This is a genomic window from Photorhabdus africana, assembly GCF_035181445.1.
GTDB lineage: Bacteria > Pseudomonadota > Gammaproteobacteria > Enterobacterales > Enterobacteriaceae > Photorhabdus > Photorhabdus laumondii.
In genome coordinates this window covers 12,018-26,053 of sequence record NZ_JAXBVE010000040.1, presented here as the reverse complement: position 1 = coordinate 26,053, position 14,036 = coordinate 12,018, and the positions used below count along the sequence as shown (strand labels likewise).

13 protein-coding genes and 1 CRISPR repeat array are annotated in these 14,036 nt (G+C 41.4%); of the genes, 5 read left to right on the top strand and 8 right to left on the bottom strand.

All coding sequences use genetic code 11. The annotated features are described in order from the left end of the window. Positions 1–7: 7 nt before the first annotated feature. Entirely contained in the window at positions 8–1,738 is a 1,731-nt protein-coding gene (locus SLS51_RS18560; RefSeq protein ID WP_323840114.1) for an AAA family ATPase, read from the bottom strand. A gap of 206 nt (positions 1,739–1,944) precedes the next feature. On the opposite strand from SLS51_RS18560, the gene matP reads away from it, so the two are divergent. Further along, the gene (gene matP / locus SLS51_RS18555) at positions 1,945–2,400 is read left to right on the top strand and encodes a macrodomain Ter protein MatP (RefSeq protein WP_323840102.1); all 456 of its coding nucleotides are present in this window, start codon (positions 1,945–1,947) and stop codon (positions 2,398–2,400) included. 138 nt (positions 2,401–2,538) lie between these two features. Here matP and ompA read toward each other — a convergent pair whose 3' ends face one another. The 3 genes from ompA to SLS51_RS18540 all read right to left on the bottom strand — a co-directional run bounded on the left by ompA (position 2,539) and on the right by SLS51_RS18540 (position 5,011). Beyond that, entirely contained in the window at positions 2,539–3,639 is a 1,101-nt protein-coding gene (gene ompA, locus SLS51_RS18550) for a porin OmpA (protein WP_323840101.1), read from the bottom strand. 683 nt (positions 3,640–4,322) lie between these two features. Continuing rightward, a complete protein-coding gene (sulA, locus tag SLS51_RS18545; protein WP_439126891.1) occupies positions 4,323–4,766 on the bottom strand; it encodes an SOS-induced cell division inhibitor SulA in 444 nt (147 codons plus the stop codon). 50 nt (positions 4,767–4,816) lie between these two features. Next, positions 4,817–5,011 (bottom strand): hypothetical protein, encoded by a 195-nt coding sequence (locus SLS51_RS18540; RefSeq protein ID WP_323840100.1) that lies wholly within the window; start codon positions 5,009–5,011, stop codon positions 4,817–4,819. Between the two features lie 247 nt (positions 5,012–5,258). On the opposite strand from SLS51_RS18540, the gene SLS51_RS18535 reads away from it, so the two are divergent. Beyond that, the gene (locus SLS51_RS18535; protein WP_323840099.1) at positions 5,259–5,861 is read left to right on the top strand and encodes a TfoX/Sxy family DNA transformation protein; all 603 of its coding nucleotides are present in this window, start codon (positions 5,259–5,261) and stop codon (positions 5,859–5,861) included. 59 nt (positions 5,862–5,920) lie between these two features. Here SLS51_RS18535 and yccS read toward each other — a convergent pair whose 3' ends face one another. Continuing rightward, entirely contained in the window at positions 5,921–8,062 is a 2,142-nt protein-coding gene (gene yccS, locus SLS51_RS18530) for a YccS family putative transporter (protein WP_323840098.1), read from the bottom strand. Positions 8,063–8,306: 244 nt separating this feature from the next. Between yccS and helD the strand changes: the two genes are divergently transcribed. Next, positions 8,307–10,361, top strand: coding sequence for a DNA helicase IV (helD, locus tag SLS51_RS18525; RefSeq protein WP_323840097.1), 2,055 nt, complete (start codon positions 8,307–8,309; stop codon positions 10,359–10,361). Between the two features lie 248 nt (positions 10,362–10,609). On the opposite strand, the gene mgsA is transcribed toward helD, so the two are convergent. Beyond that, positions 10,610–11,068: a methylglyoxal synthase gene (gene mgsA, locus SLS51_RS18520; RefSeq protein ID WP_323840096.1), complete on the bottom strand. Its 459-nt coding sequence runs from the start codon at positions 11,066–11,068 to the stop codon at positions 10,610–10,612. Between the two features lie 123 nt (positions 11,069–11,191). Between mgsA and SLS51_RS18515 the strand changes: the two genes are divergently transcribed. Next, positions 11,192–11,605: a CoA-binding protein gene (locus tag SLS51_RS18515; protein ID WP_323840095.1), complete on the top strand. Its 414-nt coding sequence runs from the start codon at positions 11,192–11,194 to the stop codon at positions 11,603–11,605. 423 nt (positions 11,606–12,028) lie between these two features. Further along, positions 12,029–12,715: direct repeats of the CRISPR family, unit length 28 nt; unit sequence GTGCACTGCCGTACAGGCAGCTTAGAAA. Positions 12,716–12,755: 40 nt separating this feature from the next. Here the strand turns inward: SLS51_RS18515 and hspQ are convergent. Continuing rightward, positions 12,756–13,076: a heat shock protein HspQ gene (gene hspQ / locus SLS51_RS18510; RefSeq protein WP_323840094.1), complete on the bottom strand. Its 321-nt coding sequence runs from the start codon at positions 13,074–13,076 to the stop codon at positions 12,756–12,758. A 222-nt stretch (positions 13,077–13,298) separates the two neighbouring features. On the opposite strand from hspQ, the gene yccX reads away from it, so the two are divergent. After that, complete coding sequence (gene yccX, locus SLS51_RS18505; RefSeq protein WP_323840093.1) at positions 13,299–13,577, top strand: acylphosphatase; 279 nt, start codon at positions 13,299–13,301, stop codon at positions 13,575–13,577. A 13-nt stretch (positions 13,578–13,590) separates the two neighbouring features. Here yccX and tusE read toward each other — a convergent pair whose 3' ends face one another. Then, a complete protein-coding gene (tusE, locus tag SLS51_RS18500; RefSeq protein ID WP_323840092.1) occupies positions 13,591–13,920 on the bottom strand; it encodes a sulfurtransferase TusE in 330 nt (109 codons plus the stop codon). Between the last annotated feature and the right edge of the window lie 116 nt (positions 13,921–14,036).

Here is a 14,036-nt window from a genome sequence, read left to right as displayed (position 1 = left end):
TTCTAAATTAACCTAACCAGCGAAGAAACCACGGGAATTTAGGTCGTTCCTGATTATTCGCTTGTGTTATACGTTCTTGTATCATAGCTAACAAGTGTGTTTCTTGTTGATCATAATAAGGGATACCTGTCAATAAAGGCAGTGCTTCAGAAACATGTTTGACTGACCATAAATGAAATTTTTGCGTTTTTACCGCCTCTACAATGGCTTGATTAAGACATAAATGATGGATGTTCGCTGCTGGTAGGATGACCCCCTGTTGACCAGTTAGCCCTCTGCGATGGCATACTTCAAAGAAACCTTCGATTTTTTCGTTAATGCCACCGATGGGTTGAACATAACCAAATTGATCTACTGCACCTGTGACGGCCAGTTGTTGATCAATGGGTTGCAGGGAAAGAGCACTTATCAATGCGCATAATTCGGCAAGAGAAGCGCTGTCGCCGTCAACTTCACCATAGGACTGCTCAAATACAATAGATGCAGTGAAAGGTTGTGGTTGATCCAATTTTAACTCGGAAATTAAAAATGCTTGCATAATCATCATGCCTTTCGCATGGATATTGCCACCTAACTCAACTTTGCGTTCAACATCAACAAATTCCCCATCTCCCATATGCGCCACGCAAGTGATACGGGATGGCTCTCCTACTGGATCAGGATGGCCGGGATACTCTAGCACAGATAATCCATTAATTTGACCAATGACCATGCCTTGAGTACGGATAAGAATCTGGCCTTTATGAATTTCTTCTAAACCACGTTCAGGCAGATAATTGTGACGCCAGCGGCGATTTTCCTCTGCTTGTTTAATTGATTGAGCTGTAATCTGATTTTCTTGCTGATAGAGTGCCGCAGTAGTCAGTTGCCGCTGTAGCCAGAGCATATCCAAAGGCAGGTGGTGTTGATCTTCTACATGGCGGGTTGCTTGTTGGACAAGCTCTGGCCAGGCATTATGATTCAATGGAGGTAATTGCCATTGTTGAATGAGTCCATTGATATAATTGCACCACAGGCTTAAATCCTGCTCATTATGAAATGGCATATCCAGCTCAAATTCGCCATATAGAGCGCTTTTTGCTAATTCAGGTTCTGTAGCCTGAAACTCTTCAAGGCTTAGACGATCTCCAACTAAGATCAGACGTAGCTTTAATGGCATAGAGGGGATAGGTAATGGTAACGGCTTGTTGCCATCTGGAGACAACCATTCAAAGCGTTGCTGAATAATCATCTGTTTCAGGCGAACCCACATTAAGGGCTGAGACAGTAAGGTACGTAACGGTAGAATAAGTACACCACCATTTACCTGATGAATCAGACCGGGTTGTAAGTGAATTTCTCCGTTGTGAGAATGGAAGCAGCCAAATAATTGCTCTGCTTCTATCCATTCACGATGGGCGACGCGTAACTCGGGTGTGAAATGGCCCGCTGTTGAGGGTTGCCAGCTAATTTTCTGTTGCTGTATGTGATAATTGCCACCAATTTGGGGAAGTTCTTTCGTGAGTAATGGACGAATAGACTCAGCTAAAGCTGACAAATAAATATCACATTCTTCGGCTTTCAATAGCATAAAAGGCTGGCGGGAATCCATCCGGCAAAAAAGTTGTAAACCACTATGTAGCCGTGATTGAACGGCTTCCATACTGGCAGACGCCTGTTGGGAAGCAGAATGAAAAAGCGCATCATAAGGAACGCAATTCGGCAGTAATGCCTGCCAGTCTAGTTTGTTAGTGGTCAAAGTGATCGCTGTATATTGTAAAGTAGGAAAGCGTCGATTATACAAGATTAAGATATAAACCAACATGCTTGAATGTTTGCTATTGTAGGCACTTTATGTAAAAAATAATTTTTTCAAAAAACGGATATTAATCAGTTTGGTTATAAGCAATTTACTAAAATAGTTGTTATGCTTATTTTTAGTTACGCTGTCACTGAGAAAGTAAGATGAAATATCAACAACTGGAAAATTTGGAATGTGGCTGGAAGTGGGCTTATCTGATGAAAAAGCATCAAGAAGGCGAGCCAATTACTCAATATATTGAAAACAGTGCAGCTCATGCAGCCGTTGATAAACTCATTGAACTTGAGAGTGAACCGGTAAGGGTACTGAAATGGATTGAGCAGCATATGAATCCTGATTTATCCAACCGGATGAAACAAACTATCCGCGCTCGGCGTAAACGGCATTTTAATGCGGAACATCAGCATACTCGCAAGAAATCCATCGACTTAGATTTTCCCGTTTGGCATCGCTTATCTGCACTTTCTCAGCGACGGGGTAATACACTGTCTGAAACTATTATCCAGTTAATTGAAGATGCTGAGCGGAAAGAAAAGTACGCCAATCAGATGTCCAGCTTGAAACACGACTTGGAAGCTATTCTGGGTAAGAAAGAGTAATTTCAGTTGTGATAGGTTGGTATCGCAACAAGCTCCTTAATAAGTTTGATATAAAATTTCACTATCGGTAAAAGAAAACCCCATCTGACAATGGGGCTTTCTGAGCGTTTGATGATTAATTATAATCAAGAAAGGCTATTATTGAGCAGATTGTGCTTGAGTAACAACCTCTTTAGTACCTTGGATTTCGATCTCTACACGACGATCTGGTGCTAGGCAGTTGATTAGGTTAGGTTTGCGAACCTTATCACAAGTAGAACCAGTGACTGAATTTGCTTTACCGTGACCTTCCGCGCTGATGCTGCCGGCAGGGATACCTTTAGATACCAGATAGTCAACTACACTTTGAGCGCGTTTCTGAGACAGTTTCTGATTGTAAACATCTTTACCGATACGGTCGGTGTAGCCTAAAACCAGTACTTTGCCCTGATTTGGGTCGATATTTGCTAACTCAGTATAGAGTTGATCCAGATTGTGCTTACCTTCGGCTTTCAGCTCAGAACTTGCAAATTCGAACAGCACATCAGAACGCAGGGTAAAACGTTTATTTTCAACAACGGGTGCTGGAGCTGGTGTTGGGGCAACAACCGGAGCTGGAGCAACAATTGGGGCTGCCGCTTCATCTTGGCCGAAGCGGTAAGAAACACCTACGCTCAACAGACCGTTATCAGGACGTGCACCTACTGAACCTGCATCCCCGATATTGTTAACCCACTGGTAATCCAGACGAGTAGCCCAGTCTTTAGTTATCGCATACTCAACACCGATAGCTGCCAGTGGAGAAACACCGGTGTCATGATTTTTCAGATGAGTATTGGTTGCGCTATAAGTTGCTTTGGAATCTGCCCGCCAAACCATACCACCCAGGCGAGTATAGATATCCAAGTCATCCATAATTGGATAGCTCAGTTTGGTTGCCATTTGGAAACCGTGGGCTTTGAAGGCACCATTATTGACGCTGCCTTTGTAAGGCATACGGCCTAACCAGTCGTAACCTATTTCAAAACCTAGGTACGGATTGGCTTGATAACCTAAGAAAGCACCCGCACCCAATTGGTTTTTGTGAGTAGGGCCATTACCGATTGCACTGGTATAACCGTTACCGTAGAAATTCACGTCGTGGTATTGGGACCAACCCAACTTACCACCGGTATACCAAGTGTTGTCTTTTGGAGCTGCTTGCGTTGCAGTTGTGAAAGCGGCCACTGCCACTGCTACCGCGATAGCTATCTTTTTCATTTTAACGCCTCGTTATTATCATCACCCAATAGGCAATTGGCTTTGGGAGCCTTTTTACTTACTGCCTACCCCATTAGGCTATTTCATTTGCCATTCTTTGTAATAAAAGCGAACACTGAGTTGTGTTCAAATTCTTCGGTACCGTTATTGTGTGTACGCTTCGAATTTTACGCATTTCCGTGTTCACTATTTATCCATAAGAATGGCCTGCACTAATTTATACCCGTCATCTTTCAAGTTGCCTCTTTGTTGGCTGCACTCACTCACCCCGGTCACATAGTTATCTATGCTCCCGGGGATTCACTCCCTTGCCGTCGCGATGCATCTTGAAATCTATAGGGTATAGTATCTTTTAATATCTACTAAGATAGGTTGTTAGCCATATTGATTAAAAAACTCAGTTAGGAATACTGCACTTCCATAAAACCGATGGACTAAACAATACAAAGGTAGTAAGTGCAGTAACCTTTAATGGTGTAAAGTCTACAACGAAGTTAAAAAGTTACAAGTGCCCCTTGATTAATAGAGTAAAAAATTTAAAAGATAATGTATGATTTCAAAAAAACTTTACTATACTTTACAACTAATCTTACCTTAATTAATTGATTTTAATTGTAATCAGTGGTTCTTGGTCTAAATTGGTTATTTTGTGTTATGAATATTGCGATAATGCTTGGTTTTTGTCAATGATAGTGAATGGAATGGATTTTTAGTAAATCTGATCGCGATTCAGCATGGTTGGTTTCTTTACTGACATCTTGTGGGCGCATAATAAAGCCCAGTGCATTACCTTTTTGTGCCGCAGACTGTAATCTTACGGTATCTTTTTCCGATAACATTGGTAACCAGCCAAGTACCACGCTGTAATTACCACTCGCCAATGCTCTTTCCATTGCTTCTACCGTTGTGATGGAGCTAATGCGATTTAATTGGATAATCTTATCTAAAGGTAATCCAGAGTTAATTAACCATTGGCGGCTCAGTTTCTTATGTGGACTAACCCATAGCAACCAGCGGGCTTCATTTCCTGATTGGCGTAACAAAGGTAGCAATATACGATTAATGGCTGCTTGGTTATCGCTATATTGGTTATCACTATAAATTAATTCACTCACTATACCCATCATCTTTCAAGTTGCCTCTCTGTTGGCTGCGCTCACTCACCCCAGTCATATCGTTATCTATGCTGCCGTGGATTCGCCCCCTTGCCGTCGCGATGCTTCTTGAAATCCATAGGGTATATACCCTCTTTACCCCCTTTCACTATATCTTCTCTTTTGGCTGAATTATCTTGTGCAGGTGAAGAGAGTGATAGCTGCTTTTTGGTTGACTGATGTTTAGAAGGGTAAACCCAAGATGATTGAATGCCCATAATGAGCCTCGCCACAATTAACTGTATTAATATACAGTATCTTCATACTAAGCTAAGATCAAGTCTATTTTTTCAAAGAGCTTCGCAAATATTGACTGTAAATGGCTGTAAACTCATTTAACCATTGGCAGATAAAATTGGATTGCGTATGTTTTTAATTGCTTGTTCCTGTTATTTATTTTACTAATAATTGGGACAAATCTATGGATAAGAGATTTATTTGCACAAAACTCATGGAGTGATCTGTATGTTTTTGTCTGAGGTACGTTTTACTCAACTCAAAAATGGTTTTTCTTCGTTTGGGGCATTGACAAGGAAGCCACAGTTCGGCGGTTACAGCCTGTTAGCTGATGGGATTATGTTCGCTATTATTGCTGATGGAGAATTATATTTAAGGGGAAATGGCCATGCTGAAGTATTATTTAAAGCCAGAGGAATGAAAAACTATATTTACTCGAAAAAAGGAGTGCCTGTAACTTTGCGTTATTATCAAGTTGTTGAGTCACTTTGGCAAGATCAAGAGTTGTTATCTCAATATGCGTATTTGGCTTATCATTACTCATTTATTGAAATGGTGGGTAAAAAGAAAGTGCCAGAGCGTTTGAAGGATTTGCCTAATCTTGGAATGTCTTTGGAACGTCAGTTATGGAAAGTCGGAATATGTAAAGTTGAAGATTTGCGGTTGTTAGGTGCGAAAGCCAGTTATTTAAAACTGCATCAATATAAAAGAAATTCTAATGTTAGTTTATTACTTGCTTTGGCTGGTGCAATTGAAGGATGTCATTCAGCCGTTTTACCGGTACAGATCCGTAATGATTTATTACGCTGGCATAAGGAATTGGCTTGTTAGATCTTTATCGTGAACAGCTAAAGGAAGGGGCAGTCAACTGCCCCAGTATGTCAATTTGGTTATAATTGATTAATTTGTTTAATGATATTGACGATTTTAGGTAGCAATTCTATTAATAAACTGATTTGTTGCAATACCAGTTGCTCTTGACTATTTCTTTCTGTCGGCGCTTGCTCAATTCTTTTCACTATGTTGACAGTTATTTGCTTAATTCTATCATCGTCTATTAATATCGATTTTAATGCTGTATCGACATAACAAACAGCATCATTAAGAATATCCAGAATAGCTTTATTATCCAATTTATCTCGATGTGCTCCCAGCGCAGAGATGTAACTTAGCATGGTGTGATTTAGGCACAATAGTTGGAATGCTTTTTCTTGAGAAGTCTGGTCACTTTTCGGCTCGGCAGACATATTTGAAATAACGGATACCAGTTCTGCATCACTATTATGGGCATCACGGCGGGCAATTCGATAGGTCAATCCATTATCTTTTCCCTGATAATATTGAACTAAAATGGCATCAAGGTAGAGGCAGTTGGTATTTATCGTTCGGTTTATCACTTGTGATAACTGGCGGAATTTCCAGTCTGGCCAAATGAAATTTACGGCTAACCAGGCGCTACCACAACCGATTAATGTATCAATAATTCTTGGTAATGCGACTTCAAAGCCTTCACCTAACAAATTGAAGCATAATAATACCAGTAATGTGATAAACAGGGTTGCATGTGCATATTGGGTGTTACGGAAGACGAAGAACAATACACCAGAAATGACAATTAACACCAGTTGCCCCTCAATAGATGGCACAAAGTAAAGGATTGGTAAGCCGATCAATACGCCGGCAACGGTTCCTATTATTCTTAGTGCCAAACGGCGGCGAGTAGCGCTGTAGTTGGGTTGGCAAACAAATAGACTGGTTAATAAAATCCAATACCCATGTTGTAAATCCAACAACTGGATCATGGTGTAGCCACTGCATAGTAGAACAGACATACGGATTGCATGGCGGAACAGGGCTGATTGTGGGGTTAGATGACGGTTGAGCCTTAGACAGATATCACGCCAGCCAGTCAACGTTTCGTCAGATAGTTGAGTCTCATCTTCTCTGTCTTTGGAAAGATTGTATCGTCCAGAACTCATGCTTGCTAATTGTGCATCAATCGCGCGCAGGTTTTTCAGCAAATTATATAAGGCGGTAATCTTGAGGTTATGTTTCTGTTGTTTACTGAGTTGTTGTAGGGAACTTTCCAAATAATTAAATGCATGTTCGATACGCGGATTGTGCTGGTATGGTTTGTGCCAAAGTATCGATTGAGCAATCTGTCCACATACACGGGCTTGCATAGAGAGAAGACGTTGAAAGCGGAACAGAATATCGCTGTAACGGAAAGTATGTAGTAGGTTCTGATATTGCACATGAGATGAACTTGCCCGTTCATGAATATCTTGTGCAACAAAGTAATAATGCAGAGTGTGGTGAGTTCCACGTTGGCGGCTATCGCCTTTCAAACGGGTCAATAGGGAGGTTTTGGCTTGATTTAGCGTGTTAACTAAGACACTGTTTGCCGTTGCCACATTAACGACGGATTGCTGGTATCCTTCTTCTATTATATCGGGATCAAACAGATTAGCTTTAGCATCAAGGTAAACTGCGAGTTGTTGGTAACAACGTGCTAGATTGTCTTGTAGTGGGCGAATAGGGAACAGTAAATGACCCGTTAGGGTTAGCAGGTTATACCAGATTGCCCCTGTCAGCAGTAATAGGGGTTGTTGATACCATAGTGGGAAAATAGACGAGCCGAGCATGGTATAAATTGCGATCAGCAACGCACCAAATGCAATAGTGGCATAACGTTGTCCGAGGGCTCCCAGTAAGATAAAACTGCAAGTGGATAATGCCAGTCCAATGGTAAAAAGCCAGGGATAAGGGAACAGTAATTCAATAGAGGCTGAAGCGATAAAGAAAGAAATCAGCGTGATCACGAGATTACGTAAACGACCAGTCAGACGATCATCAAGATCAGCGAGTGCTGCGGCAACAACGCCCAAGGTTAATGAGATAGTTATTTTAGGCTCTTTATCCAGAAACCAAGGCACTAGTGTTGTTCCAGCCAAGGCGATTAGGATACGGTTATAGTAGAGAAAATGACTGTTATAAAGAAAACGGCGCAGACCGGAGAAAACAGTTAGCACAAAATACCTCTGAGGTAATAATGATGGTCATAAATAACTATACCCTACGGATTTCAAGATGCGTCGCGGCGGCAAGGGAGCGGAGCGAATCCCCGGGAGCATAGGTAACGATGTGACCGGGATGAGTGCAGCCAACAAAGAGGCAACTTGAAAGATAACGGGTATATTATGATAAAAGGTTTATTAGTGATAAAAAACTCTTATAAGACATAATTCAACTATTTTTTAGGTACGGCGCTCGATAATGGAACTTAAAGCAACACAAATTGGCCAACGCCTTGCTCAGCATCCTTATAATCGGGTGCGCTTGCTGAATGCGGGTATTGAAGTTAGTGGTGAAAAGCATCAATACCTGATCCCATTTAACCAGTTAATTAATATTCAGTGTAAACGGGGTATCATCTGGGGTGAGTTAGAGTTTGAACTATCCGATGGACAAGCGGTTCGCCTTCATGGTACTGAATGGCAGAAAACTCAGCGTTTTTACCATTATCTGCTTGGTGAATGGCAGAAATGGGGCCAGGAAATGAGTGATATTAGTGCTAATGTACTGACAGCTCAGGTTAGTGAAATCAACAGAATTGGACAACAGAATCGCTGGTTGAAAAAAGTTGATTTGTTCCAATTACAACAACAAATTCAAGCAACATTTCAGGCTTTACCGCTGCCATTACAACGTCTGGAACAATTTGATCATTGCCGGGATGGATATCAAATTTGTTTGCGTTGGCTTGAGAATGGCGAAAAGTGTGTTGAAAAAATCAATCTTCAATGGACAGAACGTATGTTGGAGCAACACCGTGACTTTTTTCAGCGGGTAGAAGCATCTCCTTTAAACCTTTCTCAGAGTCTGGCTGTTATTAATGGTGAAAATTCAGTTCTGGTTCTTGCTGGCGCGGGTAGTGGGAAAACATCGGTGTTAGTAGCGAGAGCGGGTTGGTTATTACTTCTCCAGCAGGCGATTCCCGAACAGATATTATTGTTAGCCTTTAGTCATCAAGCCGTAAATGAGATGAATGAGAGGATTCAGACTCGTCTTGGTGTGAATGATATTAAAGTCAAAACGTTTCATACTTTGGCGTTGCATATCATTCAGCAAGGGAGTAATAAAGCGCTAAAAATCAGCGTGCTGGAAACAGATGGACAAAAAAGAAAAGATTTTCTGATTAAACACTGGCAACAGCAATGCAGCGAGAAGAGAGCACAAGCCAAAGGTTGGCGGGAATGGCTGACAGAGGAGTTGAAATGGGAAGTGCCGGAAGGTGAATTTTGGCACGATAAACAGCTTGCTAACCGTTTGTCAGATCGGCTTGAGCGTTGGCTGGGGTTGATGCGTATGCATGGTGGTAGTCAGAAAGCAATGATAGAGCAAGTTCAGGAAGAGTATCTGGATCGGTTTCAAAAATGTATTCGTCTGATGGGGCCTTTATTAAAGGCGTGGAAATCTGAATTGAAAACAGAAGGTGCTGTTGATTACTCAGGGTTAATCCATCAGGCAGTGAATATTCTGGATAAAGGGCGGTTTATCAGCCCGTGGAAGCATATTCTGGTCGATGAATTTCAGGATATTTCACCATTAGGGGCTAAATTGCTCACTGCAATGCGAACCCAAAATAGCCAAAGCTGTCTGTTTGCCGTAGGGGATGACTGGCAGGCAATTTATCGTTTCAGTGGCGCGGAGCTGATGTTGACTACCGCATTTGCTAATTATTTTGGCAAAGGTGCTGAATGTGTACTGGATATCTCTTATCGGTTTAATGATAGGATTGGTGAGATTGCTAACGAGTTTGTGCAACAAAATCCAAATCAGTTAAGGAAGTCACTAAATGGTTTAGCTAAAGGTAATAAAAAATCAATTGTTATCCTGCCAGAAGACCAGCTTGAACCTTTGTTGAATAAAATGAGTGGCTATATCACTGAGCGGGAAACGATTTTATTGCTGGCGCGTTATCACTATTTGAAACCTGAATTACTGAAAAAAGCAGCAACTCGCTGGCCTAAATTGAAAATAGAGTTTATGACTATCCATGCATCCAAAGGACAACAAGCGGATTATGTGATTATTCTTGGTCTGCATCAGGGTCAAGATGGTTTTCCTGCACCAGCAAGGGAATCGGTGATGGAGTGGGTTTTATTGCCACAGCCGGAAGATTTTTCGGATGCGGAGGAGCGCCGCCTTTTGTATGTTGCATTAACACGGGCGAAGAAGCAGGTATGGTTGATGCAAGACAAGAAGAATCCATCGGTGTTTGTACGTCAGTTAGAGCAGTTAAGTGTGCCTGTTCAACGTAAACCTTGAAATTTTGCGTTGGCTGAAATATTCAGGGTTATCATGGGATACCTTTCCTGGAGATCCCACTCTGTTTTTTCTAAGTATCTGATTTGGAGAAAGCACATAGTTACAGGTATATACCCTATGGATTTCAAGATGCATGGCGACAGCAAGGGAGTAAATCCCCGGGAGCATAGATAACGATGTGACTGGGGTGAGCGAGTGCAGCCAACAAAGAGGCAACTTGAAGGATAACGGGTATATATTATAAAGACTTATTCCAGACGTTCATTCAGATAATGTTGATAATCAGGCACTTGAATATCTACTGATTCAGAAAATAGAGGAGAACTAACAATAAAATCCGCAGACGCTAGATTAGTTGCAACAGGGATATTCCATACTGTAGCAAGGCGTAGAAGTGCTTTTACATCAGGATCATGAGGCACGGAATTAAGTGGGTCCCAGAAAAATATCAACACATCAATTTTCCCTTCTGAGATTAGAGAACCAATTTGTTGATCTCCACCCATTGGACCACTAAGCATATTGGTAAGAGGTAATCCGGTTTCGTTCTGAATCAGATTACCGGTTGTGCCGGTAGCGTATAAATGATGTTTCTTGAGTAAACTTTTATGTTTTTTGGACCAGGCTAGCAGCGAAGTTTTACAGTGGTCATGTGCAATAAGCGCTATATTTTTATAGGGTAACAGCGTGCGGGTTGTTAATTCCATGAAGATACCTTTGATAATCGTTATTGTGTTTTCGATCGTAGTGAGCTCGATTGATAACAATGTTTATCATATACATTGTAATAAATAAACAAAGTAAAAATATCGGATTTTAAGGAGTAAAAAATGAGTGATCAGCAAATTGCGGACATACTGAGACGAGTAAAAACTATCGCGTTGGTAGGTGCGAGTGAAAAAACTGCTCGTCCAAGTTATAAAGTTATGGCTTATTTACTTGAACAAGGCTATCAAGTGATTCCTGTCAGCCCGAAGCTTGCAGGACAAACACTGCTTGGGCAACGGGTGTATGCACAACTGGCGGATATTCCACAGGCTATTGATATGGTTGATGTATTTCGTAATGCTGATGCTGCATATGACATTGCGCAAGAAGCTATAGATATCAAAGCAAAAGTGTTTTGGTTGCAGCTTGGTGTTATTAATGAGCAAGCAAAAATATTGGCGGAGGAAGCAGGTCTGGATGTTGTTATGGATCGCTGCCCAAAAATTGAAATTCCAAGATTGGGACTCGAAAAATAATATTTTTCAGCTTGTAGTTATTTGGTTTCTAATCAATAGATGAAGGGATCCTGACACCAATATCTAATACAAACTTAAGGTGTTGGATGGGAAGCGGTGTCTGGGTTCCAAGTGTTCAAATAATATTTGAGCTGGATATTGAGTTTACTTTTCTAGACATCTTATAAAGTCTATTTTTACAGTTATTACAATATCTTAAGGTGATTTTAGTTGTTTTTATGGTTGCTAAGTTTTGCCAGAATCTACACTTTTATTGCTATAAGATATGATGCTTTTGTTGTGCCCCAGTTTTGACCCTTTTTTATCATCAAAAAATAATCTATTGATTTAAAAGAAAAATAAAATGTCTCCTGAAAAAAGGGTTTTTTCATTTTTTATCACTATATTCTTTAACAGTCAGCAACTTAAGGTTAATATGTAACAGTGCACTGCCGTACAGGCAGCTTAGAAACCCCACGATCTAACCCAACAATTGAACAAGAGTGCACTGCCGTACAGGCAGCTTAGAAAAAAAACGGAAGCCATCACGTTTAATTAACGTTGTGCACTGCCGTACAGGCAGCTTAGAAAACACTACAGAACGGTTTGCACATCCCCGGTTTGTGCACTGCCGTACAGGCAGCTTAGAAATCGTATCAGAACGAGAATGGCCTTTTGCCCTCGTGCACTGCCGTACAGGCAGCTTAGAAAAAAGAGTGAAGCCAGTTCCTCCTCCCGCTTGGGTGCACTGCCGTACAGGCAGCTTAGAAAAATCGGCACGGTAAAACCGGAACTGTCTATGTGTGCACTGCCGTACAGGCAGCTTAGAAACATTTACTCGAATCATTCCATCATTATCATTTGTGCACTGCCGTACAGGCAGCTTAGAAACGTATACCACATTGCAAGAACTGAGTTATCGGGTGCACTGCCGTACAGGCAGCTTAGAAATGATAAAATCAAAGACGAAAATAGCCCGGAAGGTGCACTGCCGTACAGGCAGCTTAGAAAAAATCATTTTCATCCATCGTCGCAAATCAGTTGTGCACTGCCGTACAGGCAGCTTAGAAAAAGGCCGCTAAGTTACTGGCCGCGATCGGTTTGTGCACTGCCGTACAGGCAGCTTAAAAGCGGGATAACTGCCTTAGGTTGTTAGGTCTAATATGGATGGTTAATTGCGCAGTCTTGGGGCCAGTAGTTGATGGCGGATGGATTCTGCTAGTTCATCGAGAGAAGGTTGCTCTGGATGTTCATCGGATGTTTCATAGGCTAATTGTGCTTCGGCCAGATAAGTATGTACAGGTTGACCATTGTCATCTTCCATCACAACGTGATACCAGGGAGCGGAACGTAGGGTAGTATTGGATGCAATGTCATCCTCTTGGGGTTGTTCCAGCGAGTATTCCACATCAATATCCACGATGACTCCCAAATAACCCAGAAGTTTGTGACGTACTTGTTGGCCGATACCGAATTTGCTGGCGATAATCATAGTCACCTCCAAAGAAGTCTTGTATTGACATTGATATAAGGGCAGTAAAGTGAATTACAAGAGCCGTACCCGGTAGTTAAAGTCATTTTTTGCTTTAAATTGCAAACGTGACTTCATCTATTTCAGGTTAGCTGTAGTAAATATAAAACACAACCAAGAGTCGCGTGCTTAACTATATATGTGAGCGATACCGCAAGGTGACTGGTTGATTAGGGGGTAATTATGATTAAATATGGGGTAACAATTTATGTTTATGGCCGGGTTCAGGGAGTTGGATTTCGCTATCAAACTTTTCGTTGGGCGAAACTTAATAGGCTGACAGGTTATGTCTGTAATTTGCATGACGGTAGTGTCAACATCGTAGCTTATGGTGATAGTGAACAACTAAATAAATTAATCCATTGGTTGGAGCAGGGTGGTCCTCCGGGAGCACGAATAGATAACTTTTCATCTCAATCCTGCGCAGTGGAGGATGTTGTAGATTTTAGCGTCCGCCACTGAGCTAATTTATTGATTAGATACATTTTACCGGTTTCGGCAGCCCGGCAATTTTAGTTGCCTGCTTTGCCGGCCCTTTGGGAAACAGACGGTAAAGATAGCGGCTGTTGCCTTTTTCTTCGCCATACTTTTGTGCGATTGCTTTCACTAACATACGGATAGCCGGGGATGTATTAAACTCCTTATAAAATTCCCGGATAAAACGAATGACTTCCCAATGCTGTTCAGTCAAAGTGATTTCTTCTTGTTCGGCGAGGAGTAAAGCTATTGCTTCTTGCCAGTCCCTATTGTTTTTCAGATAACCTTGCGCATCGGTTTCGATTTCTTGGCCTTCGAATACCAGCATAACCATTAATAACCATTAAAGAAAAGTAGCTGTAATTTAGCAAAAATCACTTCCATACCCAAGGATGGTATGCACATGTGAGGATAAAATAAGCCAACAACCATAAAAAAGGGTAA